At 67.6% G+C, this 21,146-nt stretch carries 21 protein-coding genes and 1 tRNA gene; 13 read left to right on the top strand and 9 right to left on the bottom strand.

The window, feature by feature from the left end; genetic code table 11:
• Positions 1-128: 128 nt before the first annotated feature.
• Together MFM001_RS05275 and MFM001_RS05270 are read right to left on the bottom strand one after the other, a co-directional pair.
• Entirely contained in the window at positions 129-1,382 is a 1,254-nt protein-coding gene (locus MFM001_RS05275) for a PPE family protein (protein WP_304481768.1), read from the bottom strand.
• 12 nt (positions 1,383-1,394) lie between these two features.
• On the bottom strand, positions 1,395-1,694 hold the full coding sequence (locus tag MFM001_RS05270) for a PE family protein (protein WP_116374198.1): 300 nt from the start codon (positions 1,692-1,694) through the stop codon (positions 1,395-1,397).
• Positions 1,695-1,898: 204 nt separating this feature from the next.
• Between MFM001_RS05270 and MFM001_RS05265 the strand changes: the two genes are divergently transcribed.
• Positions 1,899-1,972, top strand: a tRNA-Leu gene (locus MFM001_RS05265).
• Positions 1,973-2,026: 54 nt separating this feature from the next.
• Here MFM001_RS05265 and MFM001_RS05260 read toward each other — a convergent pair.
• Positions 2,027-2,383, bottom strand: coding sequence for a DUF732 domain-containing protein (locus MFM001_RS05260; RefSeq protein WP_371685238.1), 357 nt, complete (start codon positions 2,381-2,383; stop codon positions 2,027-2,029).
• A 201-nt stretch (positions 2,384-2,584) separates the two neighbouring features.
• Here MFM001_RS05260 and MFM001_RS05255 point away from each other — a divergent pair, with 201 nt between their 5' ends.
• The 8 genes from MFM001_RS05255 (at position 2,585) to MFM001_RS05220 (ending at position 10,981) form a co-directional block, all read left to right on the top strand.
• Positions 2,585-2,887, top strand: coding sequence for a DUF732 domain-containing protein (locus MFM001_RS05255; protein ID WP_116374196.1), 303 nt, complete (start codon positions 2,585-2,587; stop codon positions 2,885-2,887).
• 73 nt (positions 2,888-2,960) lie between these two features.
• Entirely contained in the window at positions 2,961-3,587 is a 627-nt protein-coding gene (locus MFM001_RS05250) for a TetR/AcrR family transcriptional regulator (RefSeq protein ID WP_116374195.1), read from the top strand.
• Positions 3,587-5,131, top strand: a complete 1,545-nt coding sequence (locus MFM001_RS05245; protein WP_116374194.1) for an FAD-dependent monooxygenase — start codon at positions 3,587-3,589, stop codon at positions 5,129-5,131. The genes MFM001_RS05250 and MFM001_RS05245 overlap by 1 nt, the downstream gene beginning before the upstream one ends.
• 361 nt (positions 5,132-5,492) lie before the next feature.
• Positions 5,493-6,530 (top strand): LpqB family beta-propeller domain-containing protein, encoded by a 1,038-nt coding sequence (locus MFM001_RS05240; RefSeq protein WP_116374193.1) that lies wholly within the window; start codon positions 5,493-5,495, stop codon positions 6,528-6,530.
• Positions 6,531-6,577: 47 nt separating this feature from the next.
• Entirely contained in the window at positions 6,578-8,209 is a 1,632-nt protein-coding gene (locus MFM001_RS05235; RefSeq protein ID WP_116374192.1) for a long-chain fatty acid--CoA ligase, read from the top strand.
• On the top strand, positions 8,209-9,267 hold the full coding sequence (locus MFM001_RS05230; protein ID WP_116374191.1) for a dihydrodipicolinate reductase: 1,059 nt from the start codon (positions 8,209-8,211) through the stop codon (positions 9,265-9,267). The genes MFM001_RS05235 and MFM001_RS05230 overlap by 1 nt, the downstream gene beginning before the upstream one ends.
• A gap of 11 nt (positions 9,268-9,278) precedes the next feature.
• Entirely contained in the window at positions 9,279-10,130 is an 852-nt protein-coding gene (locus MFM001_RS05225; protein WP_116374190.1) for a class II glutamine amidotransferase, read from the top strand.
• Positions 10,127-10,981 carry a patatin-like phospholipase family protein gene (locus MFM001_RS05220; RefSeq protein WP_116374189.1) on the top strand — a complete coding sequence of 285 codons (855 nt, stop codon included), beginning with the start codon at positions 10,127-10,129 and terminating at the stop codon, positions 10,979-10,981. The genes MFM001_RS05225 and MFM001_RS05220 overlap by 4 nt, the downstream gene beginning before the upstream one ends.
• Here MFM001_RS05220 and MFM001_RS05215 read toward each other — a convergent pair.
• Complete coding sequence (locus MFM001_RS05215) at positions 10,967-11,539, bottom strand: TetR/AcrR family transcriptional regulator (protein ID WP_238158921.1); 573 nt, start codon at positions 11,537-11,539, stop codon at positions 10,967-10,969. The genes MFM001_RS05220 and MFM001_RS05215 overlap by 15 nt on opposite strands.
• A gap of 62 nt (positions 11,540-11,601) precedes the next feature.
• Between MFM001_RS05215 and MFM001_RS05210 the strand changes: the two genes are divergently transcribed.
• The gene (locus MFM001_RS05210) at positions 11,602-13,833 is read left to right on the top strand and encodes a molybdopterin-dependent oxidoreductase (RefSeq protein WP_116374188.1); all 2,232 of its coding nucleotides are present in this window, start codon (positions 11,602-11,604) and stop codon (positions 13,831-13,833) included.
• Here MFM001_RS05210 and MFM001_RS05205 read toward each other — a convergent pair.
• On the bottom strand, positions 13,830-14,852 hold the full coding sequence (locus MFM001_RS05205; RefSeq protein WP_116374187.1) for a patatin-like phospholipase family protein: 1,023 nt from the start codon (positions 14,850-14,852) through the stop codon (positions 13,830-13,832). The two genes, MFM001_RS05210 and MFM001_RS05205, sit on opposite strands and share 4 nt — an antisense overlap.
• Before the next feature lie 190 nt (positions 14,853-15,042).
• Here MFM001_RS05205 and MFM001_RS05200 point away from each other — a divergent pair, with 190 nt between their 5' ends.
• Both MFM001_RS05200 and MFM001_RS05195 read left to right on the top strand, forming a co-directional pair.
• A complete protein-coding gene (locus MFM001_RS05200; protein WP_116374186.1) occupies positions 15,043-15,579 on the top strand; it encodes a cysteine dioxygenase family protein in 537 nt (178 codons plus the stop codon).
• On the top strand, positions 15,576-15,953 hold the full coding sequence (locus tag MFM001_RS05195; RefSeq protein WP_116374185.1) for a rhodanese-like domain-containing protein: 378 nt from the start codon (positions 15,576-15,578) through the stop codon (positions 15,951-15,953). Before MFM001_RS05200 ends, MFM001_RS05195 begins: the two co-directional genes overlap by 4 nt.
• Here the strand turns inward: MFM001_RS05195 and MFM001_RS05190 are convergent.
• Positions 15,940-16,713 carry an enoyl-CoA hydratase gene (locus MFM001_RS05190; protein ID WP_116374184.1) on the bottom strand — a complete coding sequence of 258 codons (774 nt, stop codon included), beginning with the start codon at positions 16,711-16,713 and terminating at the stop codon, positions 15,940-15,942. The genes MFM001_RS05195 and MFM001_RS05190 overlap by 14 nt on opposite strands.
• Entirely contained in the window at positions 16,710-17,759 is a 1,050-nt protein-coding gene (locus tag MFM001_RS05185; RefSeq protein ID WP_116374183.1) for an enoyl-CoA hydratase/isomerase family protein, read from the bottom strand. Before MFM001_RS05185 ends, MFM001_RS05190 begins: the two co-directional genes overlap by 4 nt.
• A 186-nt stretch (positions 17,760-17,945) precedes the next feature.
• Here MFM001_RS05185 and MFM001_RS05180 point away from each other — a divergent pair, with 186 nt between their 5' ends.
• Positions 17,946-18,791 carry a Bax inhibitor-1/YccA family protein gene (locus tag MFM001_RS05180; RefSeq protein ID WP_116374385.1) on the top strand — a complete coding sequence of 282 codons (846 nt, stop codon included), beginning with the start codon at positions 17,946-17,948 and terminating at the stop codon, positions 18,789-18,791.
• Positions 18,792-18,869: 78 nt separating this feature from the next.
• Here the strand turns inward: MFM001_RS05180 and MFM001_RS05175 are convergent, their stop codons facing one another.
• Positions 18,870-20,087: an acetyl-CoA C-acetyltransferase gene (locus MFM001_RS05175; RefSeq protein WP_116374182.1), complete on the bottom strand. Its 1,218-nt coding sequence runs from the start codon at positions 20,085-20,087 to the stop codon at positions 18,870-18,872.
• A 101-nt stretch (positions 20,088-20,188) separates the two neighbouring features.
• Positions 20,189-21,145: an SGNH/GDSL hydrolase family protein gene (locus tag MFM001_RS05170; RefSeq protein WP_371685303.1), complete on the bottom strand. Its 957-nt coding sequence runs from the start codon at positions 21,143-21,145 to the stop codon at positions 20,189-20,191.
• Position 21,146: the final 1 nt, after the last annotated feature.

The following is a 21,146-nucleotide window of genomic DNA, read 5'->3' as shown; positions in this document are numbered from 1 at the left end:
TCATAAACCGGGTAGGCATGAAATTCTCCTTTGTGGTTGACGGGTGGCCGGTGGCCTTGAGGTACAGGTTACGACCTGCGTTTTAACAGCCGGCTTCAAACATGTGACAAGTTATGTCCACTCTGCGCCTACCCGGCTACAACCGGCCGGCCCATCACGGTGGGTTTGAAGCCGTAGCGCGGGGCGCCGAAACCGAAGCCGCGGTTGGCGCCCGCATTGCCGATCGGCATGCCGGGCATCCCCGGGCTGCCGGCCGCCGCCTCTGGCGCGGCTGCCCATCCGCTGGCCTGCAACGCAGTGGTGCCGGTGCTCGCCGGGGTCGCCGAGGCCCAACTTGCCGGCACCGACATGGCGCCCACCGTCGAAGCCTGGCCCATGCTGCCGGTGACCGCCGACGCGGCGCTGGCCGCGCCGGTGCCCGCGCCGCCGGCGATACCGCCAATGCCGCCGCCCAGTGCGCCGAGGTTGCCCAGCGGACCACCAGGAGCCAGCAGGGCTCCCAGGCCGCCGCCGACAGAACCACCGCCCGCGGCGTTGAAACCCGGACCGGCGAAGTAACCGATCATGCTGGGAATCAACGTCGACGGGATATACATCACCGCCGTCGCGCCGCCGGAGGAGATGCCGTTCAGAATCACCGACAGGTAGTCCGTTCCGGACCCTGCGCCTAGCGCATTCGCGATACCGCCGAGTGCCGACGAGGCCGACGACGTCGACGCAAGCGGCGACGACATGCTCTGCAGCGCCCCGGGCACCACCGACGTCAGCTGTGACAGCGTCGTCTGGGCGCCGCTGCCGCCCGCGGTGCCGGCGGCGTTGGTGACCGCGGCGGCTTGCGCCGCCATCCCGCCCTCGTTGGTGTTCTTGGTCGGCGGGTTGAACGGCGTCAGCTGTGAAGCGACCGCCGAGGAGCCGGCATACCCGTACATCGCCGCCGCGTCTTGCGCCCACATTTCGGCGTAGTGGGCCTCGGTGGCCATGATCGCCGGGGTGTTCTGGCCCAGCACGTTGGTCGCCACCAACGCTGCCAGCTGAGCGCGGTTGGCCGCGATCACCGGCGGCGGCACCGTCATCGCAAAAGCCGCCTCGTAGGCGGCCGCGGCCGCCTGGGCCTGGCTGGCCGCCTTCTGCGCCTGCGCGGCGGTGGTGCTCATCCACTCCACATACGGCGCGGCAGCCGTGGCCATCGACGCCGACGCCGGGCCCATCCACTCCTCACTGGTCAGTCCAGTGATCACCGACTCATAGGAGGCGGCCGTCGAGCTCAACTCGGCGGCCAGCGCGTTCCACGCCGACGCGGCGGCCATCATCGGCCCCGATCCGGCACCGGCATACATGCGCGCGGAGTTGACCTCCGGCGGCAACAGTCCGAAATCCAGCATGATCCGCTCCGCCTAACCCGCCGCGATCGCGTTGGCGGCCTCGGTGGCCGCATACGAACCGGCGCTGGTACCCAATGTGTTGACGAACATCTCGTGAATTGCCTCGGCCTGAGCGCTGACGGCCTGATACAGCGCGCCGTGTGCGGCGAACTGTGTTGCCGTGAGCGCCGAAACCTCGTCGGCGGCCGCGGGAACCACACCGGTGGTGGGTGCCGCCACGGCGGCGTTCTGTGAGGCCATCGCCGAGCCGATGCCTTGCAGGCTGGCGGCCGCAGCCGTCAACGCTTCGGGTTGAGTGGTCACGAAAGACATGACTTCTCCTGGTGTCGCACTACCGATTCCACGCATCCACAGTTGCCGAAGAAGACGGCAAAGTGATAGCTCGTTAACGGCTTCTTAACTGTTGGGCCGGAAGTCTTAACACGGTGCCGTTGCCGGATACATAGATGTCACGTGGCGGCGTTTCGGCACCGGTTGATCCGGCGGTGCCGCCGCCGCGCTACATTCGCCGCCGGAGCCCCCATAGCCCAATTGGCAGAGGCAGCGGACTTAAAATCCGCCCAGTGTCGGTTCGAGTCCGACTGGGGGCACCGACGAAGCTGCGGTATTGCGTTGCGGCCGAAAGGATTCGGCGTGCGCGCCGATCAGAGGTGTTCGGGGCAGTACGCGGTCGCCGCGGTGATCGCAAACCTGGCGGCGTGCTCCATGGTGAATCCCGGGTTGGTGCTGTGTACCGCGTTGACCGTGTCCATCGGGGACAGGCCCTGGTCCATCAACTCGCACACCGACCTACCGGCGGCGATGGCCTGATTGGCGCCGCGATGGGTGATGCCCTGCTGGTCGAGTGCGGCAAGGAAGCTCGCATCGGTGCCGGACGCTTCAGCATGCGCAGGCGCGGCGAGACCGACGACGGCGGCGGCGCCCGCCAGCGCGATTACCAACTTCGGCGCAGTCATGAACGACATGGCCTTCCCCTTCGCGTCGTTGACGTCTCGTCTCACGGATTCCAGCGTGACTCAACGGAGTTGAAGGACCCAGCTCGTTAACGGCTTCTTTACGTCGGCACGCGAACTCTTAACACGTTGCACCCGTGGGCCCGTCGAGCAGGCAGCGATGCCGCGTAACACCGAATTAACATTGCGTCGGGCGACGCTAAAAACTTGGTAACACGTTCGTAACGGGCGCTGGGCAGCATAAAAGCCATGAAGCGCCTGCTCCTCCTGCTGGGTCTCGCCGCCATGATCGGCCTTGCTGCGCCTGCACAGGCCGACGAGTCCAACGGCGACGCGGCCTTCCTGGCCGCACTCGACCAGCAGGGGATCACCCACCGCGGCGCCAATCAGGCCATTGCCGCAGGTCGGGCGGTGTGCGAGTTGATGGACGGCGGCCTTTCGCCGCTCGACACGGTCAACGCGGTGCGCAGCACCAACCCGGGATTCACCCCCGAGCACGCCGCCAAGTTCGCGGTCACAGCCGCGTCGGCGTACTGCCCGCAACACCTCTGACCAGCGCTCCTTCCACAGTTTTTGCCCGGAAGGAAATATTGCCTACTAGGCAAGGTTGGCGTACGTTGGTCGGGTGACCCGACCGCCTAGCCTGCGCGAACGCAAGAAACTCGATACCCGCAAGGCGATCAGTGACGCCGCGCTGACCTTGGTTTTCGAGCGTGGCCTGGACAACGTCACCCGCGACGACATCGCCGCCAGGGCCGGCGTATCGGTACGCACGTTCAGCAATTACTTCACCGGGAAGTACGACGCGCTGGCCTACCGGCAGATCGAACGCGTGCGGCGCGGCCTGGCGGCACTGCGTCAGCGCCCCCACGACGAGCCGCTGTGGTCGGCGATCAGCGCGGCGGTGCTCGAGTCGATGGCGGCCGATGGCGACCTGACCATGCCCCCGGATCACGCTCAACTCGCCGAGGTGCGCAAGCTGCTGCTGGCACCCGAGGTGCGGATGGCGGTATCGAAAGAGGTGTTCGCAGACTGGGTTCGAGTGATCGCCGCCCGTAGCGGGACCGATCCAGACCGAGACCTGTACCCGCGCTTGGTGGTCGGCGTGATCCGCGCCGTCGTCGAAGCCGCGATGGACGCCTACGCGGATGCCGATCCGCCGGTGAGCATGGCTGTCCTGCTTCGCCGCGGCTTCGCCGATGTGGCTGCGGGCCTTCCGGTTCCGGGCCGCACAACCACCGGAGGTACGTGATGCGCCACAACGCCGTGGACGTCGTCGTCGCCGGCGCGGGTCCCAACGGGCTGATGGTGGCATGCGAACTCGCGCTCGGAGGAGTGCGGCCCGTCGTTCTCGACGCGCTGCCCGCGCCCAGCGCCGAACCAAAAGCCAACGGCCTTGTCGGACAGGTAATTCGGATACTCGACCTGCGTGGCCTGTATCAGGAGTTCTCCGGTACGCCCGGACCTCCCCAGCCGCTACCGGCCTGGATATTCAGCGGGATCCCGCTCTCATTCGCCGACGTCGCCGACAATCCGATGTACTCGTTGATGATTCCGCAGCCACGGGTGGTGCGACTGCTCGAAAAGCGGGCCCGAGAACTCGGCGTCGACATCCGGTGGGGACACGAGCTGACCGGTCTGGTCCAGCACGGCGATGGCGTCGCACTGACCGTGGGCACCGTCGACGGGCCATATCAGCTCGCCACGAAGTACCTGATCGGCGCCGACGGCGGGCGCAGCCTGGTCCGCAAGAGTGTCGGGATCGGCTTTCCCGGCAGCACCGCCCCGATGGTGAGCCGGCTTGCGCATGTGTATCTTCCGGACGAATTCCGTACCGAAGACGGCGGGGTCGAGATTCCGGGAATAGGGCGACTTCGGTTCGGGCACAACCGGTTAGAGCGCGGCGGCTTTGTCTTCGCGGAGTTCGACGCGGGGCGGCCAATGGTGGCGACGCTCGAGTTCGGCGCCGATCCGATGCCCGACGAGACACCGATGACCATCGGGGAGCTGCGCGAGAGCCTGCGCCGGGTACTGGGCGTCGATCTGCCGATCGAACCGCCGCGCGGACCGGGGCCACACGCACTGCGCCGGATCAACGGCCAGAACACCAGGCAGGCCGATCGCTACCGCGACAACAACGTGTTCCTGGTCGGCGACTCCGCACACGTGCACTCCGCGATGGGCGGACCCGGGCTCAACCTCGGCCTGCAGGATGCGGTCAATCTCGGATGGAAACTGGCAGCTGCTGTAAACGGTTGGGCGCCAATGGAATTACTCGATACTTACCATTCGGAGCGCTTCCCGGTCGGCGAGCGCGTGATGATGCAGTCGATGGCGCAAACCGCCCTGATGGCTCCCGGTCCCGAAGTCACCGCGCTGCGTACGCTTTTCGGTGAGCTGGTGCGAAAGCCTGACACCGCAGCGCATATGGCACATCTGCTTGCCGGGTCAGACGTCCGCTATGACGTCGGGGACAACCATGTGCTCTCCGGGCGACTGGTTCCCGACATGACCTTGGGCAGCGGGCAGCGCGTTGCCGAGTTGATGCACCGGGCCCGCGGGGTTTTGCTCGACGTCACCGGCGGAGCGCTAGCCGATACCGCGGCGCCCTGGGCTGACCGCGTCGACACCGTGGTCGCCGAAAGTCCGGATGCGCCTGCGGCAATGTTGATCCGGCCCGACGGCTATGTCGCTTGGGCCGCCGACCAGGGGGAAACGGCGGATATCGGCCAGTTACGCCGTGCGCTGGGCCGCTGGTTCGGACCGGCCGACACGCGCCGCGCGGAAAAGATGTGATGTTGACCGCTTTTGGGCGCACAACGCTAAGAAATTCTTATTTTCGAACCAGATTGAACTTCGGGATGCAGCGTTAGCGGTTCATGGAAAACCGCTGGACATATGTGCTAATCGGTTCGCTGTCCCGAGTGAGCGCAAGGATCGGGCGTTCCGTGCCTAAGGGCAACCTGAGTTATTGACGTGGTGTGAGCGGGTAGTCGGCAAAAGACGCGCCTTTGGGTGCAGATCCCGCCACTAGACTCAGCGAGAAGCGCGTCCGAGGGCGCCGTATCCGATGATGTCGGGCTTGTGTTGCCACAGCAGGCCAACCGGCGTCTGAGTCCGGTCACGGTCGGACGAACGAGCAAAGGCAGGTGCCACTGTGGGCAGTGTGAGCTACGTCAACGGCGAGGTCGGCGTTGCGCCGGGCTTCGCGGTCGTCCGCGAAATCGGCGTCCACCAGGGTGGCGTGAGCGGCATCGCGGCCAGCGCCGACGGCGGCCGGGTGATGGTGACGAATTGCGGCGACGACAGCGTCTCGTCGATCGACACCCGCTCCGGCGCCCTCGTGCGCACCGTCGTCGGCATCGACGAACCGTTCGCGATAGCGATTGCCGCGAACCGGGCCTACGTCAGCACCGTCTCGAGGGCCTATGACGCGATTCTGGTCCTCGACGTGGACACCAACCGGGTCGTCGCAGTGCATCCGGTCGCTGAGAGCGTCCGCGATCTGGCGGCGAGCCCGGACGGCGGGCGGGTGTATGCCGCCCGCACGGCGGTGGGCGGCGCCGACGTCGCAGTCCTGGACACCAGGACCGGTCGCCTCGACGAGATCACCATTGCGGCGACGTCGGGCACCGTCGCGGAATGCGTGCGGGTCAGTTCCGACGGGCGCCGACTGTACGTCGCGACCAACAGCGCCGCCGGCGGAACGCTTGCCGTCGTCGACACCGAGCAGCGGCGTGTCGTCGATACCATCGAGATCGCTTCGCCGATCAGGGATATCGCGCTCAGCCCGAACGGCGGCACCGCGTATGTGGCCAGCTGCGGACCCGACTTCGGCACGGTTCTCGACGTGGTCGACACGCACACGAACGCGGTGGTCAGCACCCACAAGATCGCCGAGATCGGCGGCCCGGTCACCCAGCTGACGCTGAGCCGCGACGGTCAGCGCGCCTACCTCGTCGGCGACGAGAGCGTCACCGTGCTGCGCACCGGGACCCATGAGGTCGTCGGCGCAATCAACGTGGGCCGTCAGCCGTCGTGCGTGATCGAAAACCCGCACGGCAACTCGCTCTACATCGGCGACTACGCCGGCGCCGTCACCGTGGTCTCGGTGGACGTGGCCGACGACGAGCCCACCGCCCAGCACGAGTGGACCATGCCCGAGCTGTTTCGGCTCGAGCCGGCATTGACCTGAGCTGAACGCGCGGCGTCGCTGCGCTTCGAACCATAAGCTGTACGTCGATGTACAGCACAATGCAGAACTTCCCGTTGACGATCGCCGCCATCCTGCGGCATGCGACCAGCGTCCATGGCGCGCGGCGGGTCACCACCGCCACCGGCAGCGGCTACCGCCACTGCAGCTACGCCGAACTTGGTCAGCAGGCCGCCCAGCTGGCCCACGCACTGCGCAAGCTGCGGATCAGCGGAGACCAGCGGGTCGGCACGTTCATGTGGAACAACGCCGAACACCTCGCCGCCTACATGGCGGTCCCGTCGATGGGCGCGGTGCTGCACACGCTGAACATCCGGCTCTTCCCTGAGCAGATCGTGTTCGTGGCCAACGAAGCCGAAGACCAGGTGGTGCTGGTCGACATGTCGCTGGCCAAGCTGCTCGCTCCCGTCCTGGGCCGGCTGGAGACCGTGCACACCGTGATCGCCGTCGGCGAGGGGGACACGGCGCCGCTGGCCGAGTCGGGCAAGACGGTGCTGCGCTACGACGACGTGCTGGCCGGCGAGCCGGCCGAATTCGACTGGCCGGACATCGACGAGAACTCGGCGGCGGCGATGTGCTACACCAGCGGCACCACCGGAAACCCCAAAGGCGTTGTCTACAGCCACCGTTCAAGCTATCTGCACACGATGGCGGCCTGCACCAGCAACGGCATCGGCGTCGGGTCCAGCGATTGTGTGCTGCCGATCGTGCCGATGTTCCACGCCAACGCGTGGGGACTGCCGTACGCCGCGTTGATGGCCGGCGCCGACCTGGTGCTGCCCGACCGGCACCTGGACGCCAAGTCGCTGGTCGACATCGTCGAGAAGCTGCGGCCGACCGTGGCCGGCGCGGTGCCGACCATCTGGAACGACGTCCTGCACTACCTGGAGCGCGAGCCCGACCACGATATGTCGTCGCTGCGGCTGGTCGCCTGCGGCGGCTCTGCGGTGCCGGTGTCGCTGATGCGCACCTTCGAGGAGAAGCACGGCGTGCAGATCCGCCAGCTGTGGGGGATGACCGAGACGTCGCCGATGGCCACCATGGCATGGCCGCCGCCGGAAACGCCCGACGATCAGCATTGGCCGCTGCGGGCGACCCAGGGCCAGCCGGTCTGCGGTGTGGAAGCCCGGATCGTCGACGACGACAACAACGTGTTGCCTAACGACGGCGAAGCGGTGGGCGAGTTGGAGGTCCGCGGCCCGTGGATCACCGGCTCGTATTACCGCGGTGCCGACGAGTCGAAGTTCGAGTCGGGCTGGCTGCGCACGGGCGACGTGGGCCGCATCGACGAGCGTGGCTTCATCACGCTCACCGACCGCGCGAAGGACGTCATCAAGTCCGGCGGGGAATGGATCTCGTCGGTGGAGTTGGAGAACTGTCTGATCGCACATCCCGACGTGGTGGAGGCCGCGGTCGTCGGGGTGCCCGACGAGCGCTGGCAGGAGCGGCCGCTGGCCGTGGTCGTCCGCAAAGAGGGCGCTTCGGTCGATGCGGGCGAGCTGCGGAAGTACCTGTCCGACAAGGTCGCTCGCTGGTGGCTGCCCGAACGCTGGACGTTCGTCGACGAGATTCCGCGGACCAGCGTCGGCAAATACGACAAGAAGACCATTCGTTCGCGATACGCCGAGGACAGCTACGAGGTCAGCGAGGTGCGCGACTAATGAGCTTGCGGGTCGTCCAGTGGGCAACGGGGTCGGTCGGCATAGCGGCGATCAAGGGTGTGCTCGAACATCCCGAACTTGAACTCGTCGGATGCTGGGTGCATTCGGAAGCCAAGAGCGGCAAGGACGTCGGCGAGATCATCGGCACCCCGCCGCTCGGCGTCATTGCGACCAACAGCATCGACGACATCCTCGCGCTCGACGCCGACGCGGTGATCTATGCGCCGCTGATGCCCAACGTCGAGGAGGTCGCGGCGCTGCTGCGCTCCGGCAAGAATGTCGTCAGCCCGGTCGGCTGGTTCTATCCGAGCGAAAAGGAAGCCGCTCCGCTCGAGGTGGCCGCGCAGGCCGGCAACGCCACCCTGCACGGCGCCGGCATCGGCCCGGGCGCGGCCACCGAACTGTTCCCGCTGCTGCTGTCGGTGATGTCCACCGGCGTGACTTTCGTTCGCTCCGAGGAGTTTTCCGACCTCCGGACCTACGGAGCACCCGACGTGCTGCGCTATGTGATGGGGTTCGGCGGCACACCGGACAACGCGCTGTCGGGGCCTATGCAGAAACTTCTCGACGGCGGCTTCATCCAGTCGGTGCGGTTGTGCGTGGACCGGTTGGGTTTCGCCGCCGATCCGGAGATCCGGACCTGGCAGGAAGTGGCGGTGGCCACCGCGCCGATCGATTCGCCGATCGGGGCGATCGAGCCTGGGCAGGTCGCCGGGCGGCGCTTCCACTGGGAGGCGACGGTAGACGGCACTCCCGTCGTCCGCATCACCGTCAACTGGCTGATGGGCGAGGAAAACCTCGACCCGCCATGGTCTTTCGGGCCGGCCGGAGAACGCTACGAGATCGAGGTGCGGGGCAACCCGGACACCTTCGTCACCGTCAAGGGCTGGCAACCTGAAACCGTGGAAGAAGGTTTGAAGAGCAATCCGGGCATCGTCGCGACCGCGGCGCACTGCGTGAACGCGATCCCGGCGACCTGCGCGGCGCCGGCCGGCATCCAGAGCTTCTTCGACCTGCCGCTGATCACCGCGCGCGCCGCGCCCCGGCTCAGCCGGTAACGTCGCACCCGATGTGTCGACTCTTTGCACTGCACGCCGGGACCAATGTCGTAACCGCCACCTTCTGGCTGCTGGACGCTCCGGACAACCTGGCCGCGCAGAGCCGGCGAAATCCCGACGGCACCGGACTGGGCGTCTTTGACGGGCAGGGCCGCCCCGAGGTGCGCAAGCAGCCGATTGCGGCGTGGCAGGACAAGGAGTTCGCCACCGAAGCGCACGACATGACCGGCACCACGTTCGTCGCGCATGTCCGCTACGCGACCACCGGGTCCCATGACGTGGTCAACACCCACCCGTTCTTGCAGGACGACCGGATCTTCGCCCACAACGGCGTGCTGGAAGGCCTCGACGCGCTCGACGAACGGTTGCGTGAGGTCGGCACCACCGACTTGGTGGGCGGGCAGACCGATTCCGAGCGGGTGTTCGCGCTGATCACCGCCTCGATCCGGGAGCACGGCGGCGACGTGTCGGCCGGACTGGTCGACGCGCTGCGATGGCTGGCCGGCAACGTGCCGATCTACGCGGTCAACCTGTTGTTGAGCACCGCCACCGACCTCTGGGCGCTGCGCTACCCCGAGTCGCACGAGCTGTACATGCTGGACCGCCGCGACGGCGCACCGGTTCATTTGCGCACCAACCGGATTCGGGCGCACGCCGAGCAGCTGCGGGGCCGTCCCGCCGTGGTGTTCGCCAGCGAACGGATGGACGACGACCCGCGCTGGCAGCTGATCGCACCCGGCGAGTTGGTCCACGTCGACGCCCAGCTGCAGGTCGATCGTGACGTGGTGCTGCCGGATCCACCTCGCCACCAGCTGCGCCGCGAGGATTTGAGCTCGGCGGTGCAGGCTGCGCAGCACTCGTGACGGCCAAACGCGCGCTGGTGCTGGCCGGCGGGGGAGTAGTCGGAATTGCCTGGGAGACAGGCATTTTGCGCGGCATCGCCGACGAGGCGCCGGATTTGGCGCAGGCGCTGCTGGATGCCGACGTGCTGGTCGGGACCTCGGCCGGTTCGGCCGTCGGCGCACAGATCAGCAGCGGGCGTAGCCTCGAGGACCTGTTCGCTGCTCAGGTCGCCGAGACGTCCACCGAGATCGATCCCGGCGTCGGTGTCGACGACATCATGGACCTGTTCGTGGCCGCGATGGCCGAGCCGGACACTGCGCGCAAACGGCAACGGATCGGGGCGGCCGCGCTGGTGGCCGAAACCGTGGCCGAGCCGGTGCGGCGCAAGGTGATTGCCCAGCGACTGCCGTCGCACGACTGGCCGCAGCGAGACCTGCGGATCACCGCCATCGACATCGCTACCGGGGAACTCGTTGTGTTCGGCCGTGATTCGGGCGTGGATCTGGTCGACGCGGTGGCGGCCAGCTGCGCGGTGCCCGGCGCCTGGCCGCCGGTCACCGTCAACGGCCGCCGCTACATGGACGGCGGGATCGGCAGCACGATCAACCTCGACGTGGCCGACGACTGCGGCACGGCGGTGGTGCTGGTGCCTTCCGGGGCGTCGGCGCCGTCGTCGTTCGGAGCGGGGCCCGCGGCGGAAATGGCGGCCTGGGGCGGTGCCACGCACGGTGTGTTCGCCGACGACGCATCGCTGGCTGTCTTCGGGTCCAACCCGCTGGACCCGCGTTGCCGTGCCGCATCGGCGAGGGCCGGGCGCGCCCAAGGCCGACGCGAGGCACCAGCCGTCGCAGCCTTTTTAGGCCGCAGCTGAGGCGATCAGTGACTCGAACTCGGCGATGACGTCGTCGAGCGGAGTCGTGGACCGTTGCAGCCGGCACAGGATGATGGCGCCCTCGAAGCTCGAGATCGCCATCGTCGCCAACCGGTCGGCACGCTGCGGTTCTACGCCGTCGGCGATGATCGCCGCGACGAGTGCCTGGTGCCAACGTCGGAAGATCTCCGCCACAGCAGGCTGCAGATGCTGATCGTCGGGCGAGCCGCCGACGGCAACGGAGACGACGGGGCAGCCGGCGTTGAAGTCGGAGTCGAGCAGGAGCTTCTTCCAAAACTTCCCGAAACGGCGCAGCGCGTGCAGTGATCCCTGAGCGCTTGCCTGCTCGATGATGGCGCTGATGGTGTCGCCAGCGAGTGCCAGTGCCTCGGCGATGATCTCGCTACGACCGCCGGGGAAGTGGTGGTAGACCGAGCCACGCGGCGCTTGGCTCCGGGAGAGCACGGCATCCACCGTTACCCCGCCTGCGCCCCGCTCGCGTAGCAATTCGACCGAGCTGACCAGCATCTTCTGCCGGGTATCGGTACGGACTCCCATTGACCCTCCGCGTCACTATGCTATGGTCCATAGTATAGCATCGGCGGAAGGGAAGCGCCGCAATGACAACTGACTGGCAGCAGAGCGCGTGCATTTTGTGCGAATGCAATTGCGGCATCGTGGTGCAACTCGACGGCCGGACCCTGGCCAAAATCCGTGGCGACAAAGAACATCCGGCGTCGCGGGGCTACACCTGCAACAAGGCGTTGCGCCTCGATCACTACCAGAACAACCGCAACCGGTTGACCTCGCCGATGCGGCGACGCCCCGACGGCGGATACGAGGAAATCGACTGGGACACAGCGATTTCCGAGATCGCCAGCGCTGTCACCCGCATCCGCGACACCTACGGCGGGGACAAGATCTTCTATTACGGCGGCGGAGGACAGGGCAATCACCTCGGCGGGGCGTACAGCGGTGCGTTCCTCAAGGCAATCGGCTCTCGCTACCGCTCGAATGCGTTGGCGCAGGAGAAGACCGGCGAGGCCTGGGTCGACGCTCACCTGTACGGCGGCCACACCCGCGGCGAGTTCGAGCACGCCGAGGTGTCGGTGTTCGTGGGCAAGAACCCGTGGATGTCGCAGAGCTTTCCCCGGGCGCGCACGGTGCTCAATGAGATCGCCAAAGACCCCCGGCGATCGATGATCGTCATCGACCCGGTCCTCACCGACACCGCCAAGATGGCCGACTTTCATCTGCGGGTCCGGCCGGGAACCGACGTATGGTGCCTGGCCGCGATGGCGGCGGTGCTGGTCCAGGAAAACCTGTGCAACGAGGAATTCCTGGCCCGCCACGTCACCGGCGTGGACGCTGTTCGCCAGACGTTGAGCGACGTGCCCGTCGACGAGTACGCGGCGCGGTGCGGCGTCGATCCCGAGCTGTTACGTGCTGCCACCCGGCGCATCGCGGCTGCGGAGAGCGTCGCGGTGTTCGAGGATCTCGGCATCCAGCAGGCGCCCAACAGCACGGTGTGCTCGTATCTGAACAAGATGCTGTGGATCCTGACCGGCAGCTTCGCCAAACGCGGTGGGCAGCACCTGCATTCCGGCTTCGGCCCGCTCATGCGCCACGGCACCGAAGTCGGGCGTACACCGGTGACCGGTGCTCCGCTGATCGGCGGATTGGTGCCCAGCAACGTTGTCCCGCAGGAGATTTTGACGGATCATCCGGGCCGGTTTCGGGCGATGTTCGTGGAGAGTAGCAATCCGGCACACTCGCTCGCCGATTCGACGGCTTGCCGGGCGGCGTTCGAATCGCTGGAACTCTTGGTGGTCATCGACGTCGCGATGACCGAAACGGCGCGGCTCGCCGACTATGTGCTGCCGGCGGCGAGCCAGTTCGAGAAGCCCGAGGCGACGTTCTTCAATCTCGAGTTCCCGCACAACACCTTTCACCTGCGCCACCCGCTGCTGGAACCGCTGCCCGGGACGCTGCCGGAGCCCGAGATCTGGGCTCGGCTGGTGCGGGCTCTCGGTGTCGTCGACGACGCCGAACTGCAGCCGCTGCGGAATGCGGCCAAAGAGGGCCGCGAGGCCTACACAGTCGCGTTCATGCAGGCCATCGGTGAGAATCCGACATTCCGAAAAGTATTGCCGTACCTGCTGTATGAAACTCTCGGGCCCACCCTGCCGGACGGGCTGGCCGGCGCGGCGGCGTTGTGGGGCCTGGCGCAAAACGTTGCGCTGACCTATCCGGCGGCCGTCCGCCGCGCGGGTCACCGCGACGGCAACGAACTGTTCGACGCAATCCTGGAAAACCGCTCCGGGGTCACGTTCACGGTCCACGAATACGAGGACGACTTTGAGTTGATCCGGCACGCGGACCACAAGATTCACCTCGAGATGCCGGAGTTGCTCGACGAAATCCGCAGACTGCCCGACGTCCCCGCCCGCTACACCACGCCGGAGTTCCCGATTGTGCTGTCCGCGGGTGAGCGCCGCCCGTTCACCGCCAACGACATCTTTCGCGACCCCTCATGGCGCAAGCGTGACGCACAGGGCGCCCTGCGCGTCAGCGTGGAAGATGCCCAGGAACTCGGATTGGTCGACCGCGGCCGGGCCCGCATCACCACCGCGGCCGGGAGCGCCGAGGCGAGCGTCGAGGTCAGTGAGGCGATGCTGCCCGGCCACGCTTCACTGCCCAACGGGTATGGCCTCGACTTCGTCGATGACGATGGCGCAACACTGATTCCGGGTGTCGCTCCAAACTCGCTGACCTCCACCGAATGGCGTGACGACTACGCCGGCACCCCGTGGCACAAGCACGTGCCGGCCCGAATCGAGGCAATTGCCTAGCTGTCCGGCTCGGATTTGGGCTCAAGCGTGTCGAGAGTCTCGCGGGCCAGCTCGCGGCCGAAGTCGATTACCTCTGCGGCGCGGTGGAATTCCAGGCTGCGGCAGGCCGAACGCGGCACCTCGATCAGAAGGTCGGGGGGATAGGCGGCCAGCGTGTGCCGGGCCAGGGCGGCCTGGGCGATGTCGATCGTGCGGTTCATCACCTCGAAACGGCCGCCCAGTTTGGGGGCTTCGGGCTCCTCGGACGGCTCGACCGGCTGCGCGATTCCCACGTTCTCGCTTTCGGTTTCGCCCTCGGGCATGGTGGCGCCGAACCGGTTGAGGACGCCGTCGAACAGGGCGGTGGTGTTGCGGACCATCCGGTTCAGCCACTCGGCCGCGGGGCGCGATTCGGCCTCGCGCTCGGCCTCGGTTTCGTTGCCGCTCAAGCTGACCGCGATGGTCAGGTCGGCGTTGACCGCCGCGACCGGCGCCATCGGCAGCGGGTCGAGGATCCCTCCGTCGGCCAGCAGCCGGCCGTCGACGACGTGCGGGGCGATCATCCCGGGTATCGCGATCGACGCCCGGATGGCCTCGTCGACCGGGCCGCGCTGCAGCCACACCGACTTTCCGGCGATGAGGTCGGTCGTCACCGCGGTATACGGGATCGGCAGCTCCTCGATGGACGCCTCGCCGAGAATGTCACGAACCGCGTCGAGGATCTTCTCCGCCCGCAGCACGCCCGCGGCGGTAATCGACGGGTCGAGCAGCCGCAACACCGCGCGCTGGGTTAAGTCTCTGGCCCAGTCGGCGAAGTCGTCGAGCCGCCCGGCCGCCTGCAGGCCACCGACCAGAGCACCCATCGACGAGCCGGCGATCCCGACGATCTCGTAACCGCGGTCGCGCAGCTCGTTGATGACCCCGATGTGGGCGTATCCGCGGGCGCCGCCGCTGCCCAGCGCCAGCGCCACCCGCACCGGCGGCGGACCGCCCGGGCGGCGCGCCTCGACCGGGGCACGAAGGGCGTCGGTGTGGGCCATTCCTCCATTTTTTACACCGTGATCCGAACCAACCGCACTCGTCACGGGCGGCGGCCGGCACGGCGGCGACCCCGGCACCAGCTCGAACCGTGCAACACTGGCGAGCGTGACGGAACGGACGGGTTTTCTCGAGTGTTGTCGGCGCTGACGCCGCCGACCTTATCCGCGCCATCCGTTCTGGAGTCTTTCCATGGCTATTGCCAACCCTGTCCTGCCGCGCCCGTCGGTCTCCGGTCCGACCCGGCTGCGGCTGCCCGATCTGCTGCATGCCACCGACCTGACCGCCGACGACGTGCTGTCCGGGCGCTACGACCACCTGCTGCCGCCCGCCGGAGTGCCCACCGACCGCCGCTGGTTCGTTCGGCTGCACGGCGACGACGAGCTCGACATCTGGCTGATCAGCTGGGTGCCCGGGCAGCCCACCGAGTTGCACGACCACGGCGGCTCGATGGGGGCGCTGACGTTGCTGTCCGGCTCGGTCGACGAGTTCCGCTGGGACGGCGAGCGGTTGCGCCGCCGCCGGCTCGACGCCGGTGACCAGGCCGGCTTCCCGCTGGGCTGGGTGCACGACGTGGTCTGGGCGCCGAGCAGCGTGCCGGCCGGGCCGACGCTGAGCGTGCATGCGTATTCGCCGCCGCTGACCGTGATGTCGTACTACGAGATCACCGGCCGCAACACGCTGCGCCGCCGGCGCACGGAGTTGACCGACCAACCGGAGGCATCGTGAGCCGCATTGACCGGATACTGGCTGCGGCCCGCGACCGGTTGCAGCGCCTGCCCGCCGACGAGCTGCCCGCCGCGCTGCGGCGCGGAGCGGTGCTGGTCGACATTCGGCCGGCGGCCCAGCGCGCTGCCGAGGGCGGGGTCCCGGGGGCCTTGGTCATCGAGCGCAACGTGCTGGAATGGCGCTGCGACCCCACCAGCGACGCCCGGCTGCCGCAAGCCGTAGACGACGACGTCGAATGGGTGATTCTGTGCTCGGAGGGCTACACCTCCAGCCTGGCCGCGGCCGCGCTGCAGGATCTGGGCCTGCACCGCGCCACCGACGTCGTCGGCGGGTATCACGCGCTGGCCGCTGCAGGTGTGCTCAGCGGTGTGTGAAATTCGCGGGCCGCTTCTCGATGAACGCGGCCATACCCTCTGACTGGTCGTCGGTCGCGAAAGCCGAATGGAACAGCCGTCTTTCGTAGAGCAGCCCTTCGGCCAGGGTGGATTCGAAGGCGCGGTTGACCGCTTCCTTGGCCATCCTGGTCGCCGACAGCGACATCCCCGCGATCGTGGCCGCGGCGGCCTTGGCCTCGGTAAGCAGGTCGTCGGCGGGCACCACGCGTGACACCAGTCCGCTGCGCTCGGCTTCGGCGGCGTCGATCGTGCGGCCGGTCAGGATCAGATCCATCGCCTTGGCCTTGCCGATGGCCCGGGTCAACCGTTGCGAGCCGCCCATGCCGGGCAGCACGCCGAGCTTGATCTCGGGCTGGCCGAATTTCGCTGTGTCAGAGGCGATCAGCAGATCGCACATCATCGCCAGCTCGCAGCCGCCGCCCAGAGCGTGCCCGGCCACCGCGGCGATCGTCGGGGTGCGCACGGCGGCCAGCTTGGCCCACGGTGCAAAGAAGTCGGCGCCGAAGACGTCGGCGAACGTCAGGCTCGACATCTCTTTGATGTCGGCCCCGGCGGCGAACGCCTTGGCCGAACCGGTGATGATGATCGCGCCGATTCCCGGATCGTCGTCGAATTCGGTTGCAGCACTGGTGACTTCATTCATCATCTGGCTGTTGAGCGCGTTGAGCGCCTTCGGCCGGTTCAGGGTGATGGTGCCGACCCGGCCGTCGCGGTCGACCAGAATGGTCTGGTAGTTCATGTCGTCTCCTCGAAGCTCAGATCGGGGTCTGCGGGTGCGAAATACGCGTCGACGTCGGCCGCCCTCACCTCGGCCAATGTCGCCGGTGACCACTTGGGATTGCGGTCCTTGTCGACCAGCTGTGCGCGGATGCCCTCCACCAGGTCATGCGAGCGCAGCGAACCGCACGACACCCGATACTCCTGCCGCAGAACGTCTTCCAGCGTGTCGAGTTTCGCCGCGCGGCGCACCGATTCCAGCGTCACCGACAACGCAATGGGGGAGCGGGTGGCGATCACGTTGGCCGCGTCGTTGGCCGGACCGGCGTCGTGCCCGCGCAGCGCGGCGACAATGTCTGCGACGGTGTCGCCCGCATAGCACTCGTCGATCCAGTCTCGTTGTGCGACAAGCTCACTGGGTGGTGGATCGACGGCATGGGCGGCCAGCGCGCCTTCGACGCCGTCGGCGACGATTGCGCGGCTGAACTTCTCGAGCTCGTCGTGCGGCACGTAATGGTCGGCGAATCCCAGCGCGATGGCGTCGGCGCCGGAAAACGGCGTACCGGTAAGCGCCACATGCAATCCCAGCGAGCCGGGCGCGCGCGAGAGCAGGTAGGTGCCGCCGACGTCGGGGATGAACCCGATGCCCACCTCGGGCATCGCCATTTTGGTGGTATCGGTGACGACCCGGGTGTTGGCATGCGAGCCCACGCCGACGCCGCCGCCCATCACGATGCCGTCCATCAACGACACATATGGCTTGGGAAACCGGCCGATCTGGGCGTTGAGCAGGTACTCGTCGTACCAGAATCGACGCGCCGCCACCCCGTCCGCGCGGGCGCTGTGGTAGATCGCTACCACGTCGCCGCCGGCGCACAAACCGCGTTCCCCGGCGCCGGAAAGCACCACGGCGCGCACCGCGTCGTCGCGTTCCCACTCGGTGAGCACCGAGCGCAGCACGTTGACCATGGTCTGGTTCAGCGAGTTGATCGCCTTGGGGCGGTTCAGGGTGACAAAGCCGATGCCGTCGTCAACGCGGGTCAGGATCTCCTCGGATTCGCCCGTCACGTGCGTGGTCTCCCCTCGTTGGAAGCTGGACAGCACTAGACGAGCAATCTAGATCGTTACCCGGAACACAGCGCCCGCGGGTAAGGTTTACCTGGAGAGCGACCCTGCGCTGGGAACCCAACCGGGACCCAAGACGTTGACCAGGTGTTCGCAGAGCTCGAACTCCAAGCAAGAGAGGATCCGACGGTGCGGGAGACTAGCAACCCGGTATTTCGCTCGCTGCCCAAGCAGCAAGGCGGATATGCCCAGTTCGGCACGGGCGTGGCCGGCGCCGCGACCCAGTACGGGCATCAGACCGATCCGTATGCGCCGTACGTCGACCAGCGGGCCGGTGTCGCCCGGCCGCTGACCATCGACGACGTCGTCACCAAGACCGGAATCACGCTGGCGGTGCTGTCGGCCGTCGCCGTCGTCTCGTACTTCATGGTGGCGGCCAACCTCGCGCTGGCCACCCCGTTCACGTTCGTTGGTGCCTTCGGCGGCCTGGCGCTGGTACTGATCGCCACGTTCGGACGTAAGCAGGACAACCCGGCCATCGTGTTGTCCTACGCCGCGCTCGAAGGGCTGTTCCTCGGTGCCATCTCGTTCATCCTGGCCAACATTGCGGTCTCGAGCACCAACGCCGGGGCGCTGATCGGGCAGGCGATTCTGGGCACCCTGGGCGTGTTCTTCGGCATGCTCGTGGTCTACAAGACCGGTGCCATCCGCGTCACCCCGAAGTTCTCCCGGATGGTCGTCGCCGGGCTGTTCGGCGTGCTGGCCCTGATGATCGGCAACCTCGTGATCGGGTTCTTCAACCACGGCGAGGGCATGGGCCTGCGTAGTGGTGGGCCGCTGGCGATCATCTTCTCGCTGGTGTGCATCGCGATCGCCGCGTTCAGCTTCCTCATCGACTTCGACGCCGCCGACCAGATGATCCGCGCCGGCGCGCCCGAGAAGGCGGCCTGGGGTATCGCGCTGGGCCTGACCGTGACGCTGGTCTGGCTCTACATCGAGATCCTGCGTCTGCTGAGTTATCTACAGAACGACTAGCTTTCACGCGTTGACTCTGCGCTGACGGCGCGTCCTACTCGCACTTTTGCGCCATGGACGCAGCGTCAACGCCAAAAGCTAGGACAGCCGCTCGATCACCATCGCCATGCCCTGGCCGCCGCCGACACACATGGTTTCCAGGCCGAACGTCTTGTCGTAGGTCTGCAGGTTGTTCAGCAGGGTCGCGGTGATGCGGGCGCCGGTCATCCCGAACGGGTGGCCCAGCGCGATCGCGCCGCCGGAGACGTTCAGCTTGTCCTCGTCGATGCCCAGCTCGCGGGCCGAGCCCAGCACCTGCACTGCGAACGCCTCGTTGATCTCGAACAAGTCGATGTCGCGGATCGACATGCCGGCGTTGGCCAGCGCCTTCTTGGTCGCCTCGATCGGGCCCAGCCCCATGATCTCCGGCGACAGCCCGGTCACTCCGGTCGACACGATGCGGGCCAGCGGCGTGAGGCCCAATTCGCGCGCCTTGGTGTCGCTGGTGATCACCACCGCGGCGGCGCCGTCGTTGAGTGGGCAGGCATTGCCGGCGGTCACCGTGCCGTTGGGCCGGAACACCGGCTTGAGCTGGCTGACCTTCTCATAGGTCGTGCCCGGCCGCGGGCCGTCGTCGACGCTGACCGTGCTGCCGTCGGGCAGGGTGACGGGTGAGATTTCGCGTTCGAAGTGGCCGCTCTTGATCGCCTCCTCGGCGCGGTTCTGGCTGCGCACCCCCCAGTGGTCCTGGTCTTCGCGGCTGATCCCGGTCAGCAGCGCCACGTTCTCGGCGGTCTGGCCCATTGCGATGTAGATGTCGGGCAGCGTCCCGTCCTTGCGCGGGTCGTGCCATTCGTCGGCGCCGGCCGCCGCCGCCTCGGTGCGCCGCTGAGCCTCGTCGAACAGCGGGTTTTTGGTGTCCGGCATGCCGTCGGCGCTGCCTTTGGCGAATCGGGACACCGTCTCCACGCCGGCCGAGATGAACGCGTCGCCTTCGCCGGCTTTGATCGCATGGAAGGCCATCCGGGTGGTCTGCAGCGACGACGAGCAGTACCGGTTGACCGTGGTGCCGGGCAGGAAGTCGTAGCCGAGTGCGACGGCGACGACCCGGGCGATGTTGTAGCCGGACTCGCCGCCCGGCTGGCCGCAGCCCATGATCAGGTCGTCGATCTGGTGGGGGTTGAGCGCGGGCACCTTGTCCAGCGCGGCGCGCACCATCTGCGCGGCCAGGTCGTCCGGCCGCATGTTGACCAAAGATCCCTTGCCGGCGCGGCCAATTGGCGAGCGGGCAGTTGAGACGATGACGGCTTCCGGCACGATCGGCTCCCTCTATCGGTGTGGATGACACCGAATCTAGCCCGCCGACGATGCGGGCCACGCGGTGGCCCGAGGAGGAGGCGGGCAATCGAATCGAGCCGTTATGCGCCGGCCGGCATGACGACGGGGGCAGGCACCCCGGTGGTGTGCCGTCGCAGCAGCCGCGACACGACATCTCGGGCGCGTCCCGGCCGGGATTCGCTGCCGGTGTTGGCGGTCAGCAGCGCCGGGGTCAGGTCGCGGCTGGACTCGCCCAGCGCATTGCACAGCGCGGGCAGCAGCTGATCGGCCACCAGCGCATAGCCGGCCGCCGACGGGTGGTACTGGTCGTCGGACAACAGCAGGGCCGGCGAGTGGCGGAAGTTCGGTGCCAGCAGATCGGCCAGCGGCACCGGCACTCCGCCGGCCGCCCGGACCGCGGCGGCCTGGGCGCGGGCCAGCCGCAGACCGCGGGTGTGTGCCGCCCAGCGCAGCGGCTGCGGGATCGCGGTGATCACGCCGAAGTCGGGGCAGGTGGCGACGACGACCACCGCGCCGCTGGCGCACAGCCGCCGCACCGCCGCGCCGAGCCGCCGCGCCGACGGCCCGATGCCGTTGAGCGCGGTGACGTCGTTGGCGCCGATCATGATCACCGCCGCATCCGGTGGCGGCCCGGCCACAAACATCGCGTCGACCTGGCCGGACAATCCTTTCGACGTCGCCCCCACGATCGCCTTGGTGCTCAGCCGCACGCTTTTGCCGGTCTGCTCGGCGAGGCCGCGGGCCAGCAGCACGCCTGGCACTTCGTCGGCGTTGCGGCAGCCGTACCCGGTGGCGGTCGAGTCGCCGAACACCATCAGGTGCAGGTCCACCGGTGTTCCGCGTTGCCAGCGCTGTACGGGTCCGCCCCCGCGCGTGTAGATGCCGTCGGCGCGGGGCGGAATGTCCCACGCCTTCGGGATCACACTGCGGGCATGCTGCGCCTGGCTGATCAGCAGGCTGCGCGCGCCCAGATAGGCCGTGCCCGTCGACGCCAGCGCACCTGCCGCAGCCAAAGCAACCATCGATCGCCGCGGCACG

Source organism: Mycobacterium sp. MFM001 (genome assembly GCF_003402475.1).
GTDB lineage: Bacteria > Actinomycetota > Actinomycetes > Mycobacteriales > Mycobacteriaceae > Mycobacterium.
The sequence above is the reverse complement of the archived record's forward strand: the minus strand, read 5'-3'. Positions and strand labels throughout refer to the sequence as shown.

Excerpts from the sequence above, each read along its gene's own strand:
- MFM001_RS05275 (WP_304481768.1), bottom strand. The coding sequence starts at position 1,382 with ATGCTGGATTTCGGACTGTTGCCGCCGGAGGTCAACTCCGCGCGCATG.
- MFM001_RS05270 (WP_116374198.1), bottom strand. The coding sequence starts at position 1,694 with ATGTCTTTCGTGACCACTCAACCCGAAGCGTTGACGGCTGCGGCCGCC.
- MFM001_RS05255 (WP_116374196.1), top strand. The coding sequence starts at position 2,585 with ATGAAGCGCCTGCTCCTCCTGCTGGGTCTCGCCGCCATGATCGGCCTT.
- MFM001_RS05245 (WP_116374194.1), top strand. The coding sequence starts at position 3,587 with ATGCGCCACAACGCCGTGGACGTCGTCGTCGCCGGCGCGGGTCCCAAC.
- MFM001_RS05235 (WP_116374192.1), top strand. The coding sequence starts at position 6,578 with ATGTACAGCACAATGCAGAACTTCCCGTTGACGATCGCCGCCATCCTG.
- MFM001_RS05230 (WP_116374191.1), top strand. The coding sequence starts at position 8,209 with ATGAGCTTGCGGGTCGTCCAGTGGGCAACGGGGTCGGTCGGCATAGCG.
- MFM001_RS05225 (WP_116374190.1), top strand. The coding sequence starts at position 9,279 with ATGTGTCGACTCTTTGCACTGCACGCCGGGACCAATGTCGTAACCGCC.
- MFM001_RS05215 (WP_238158921.1), bottom strand. The coding sequence starts at position 11,539 with ATGGGAGTCCGTACCGATACCCGGCAGAAGATGCTGGTCAGCTCGGTC.
- MFM001_RS05210 (WP_116374188.1), top strand. The coding sequence starts at position 11,602 with ATGACAACTGACTGGCAGCAGAGCGCGTGCATTTTGTGCGAATGCAAT.
- MFM001_RS05205 (WP_116374187.1), bottom strand. The coding sequence starts at position 14,852 with ATGGCCCACACCGACGCCCTTCGTGCCCCGGTCGAGGCGCGCCGCCCG.
- MFM001_RS05200 (WP_116374186.1), top strand. The coding sequence starts at position 15,043 with ATGGCTATTGCCAACCCTGTCCTGCCGCGCCCGTCGGTCTCCGGTCCG.
- MFM001_RS05190 (WP_116374184.1), bottom strand. The coding sequence starts at position 16,713 with ATGAACTACCAGACCATTCTGGTCGACCGCGACGGCCGGGTCGGCACC.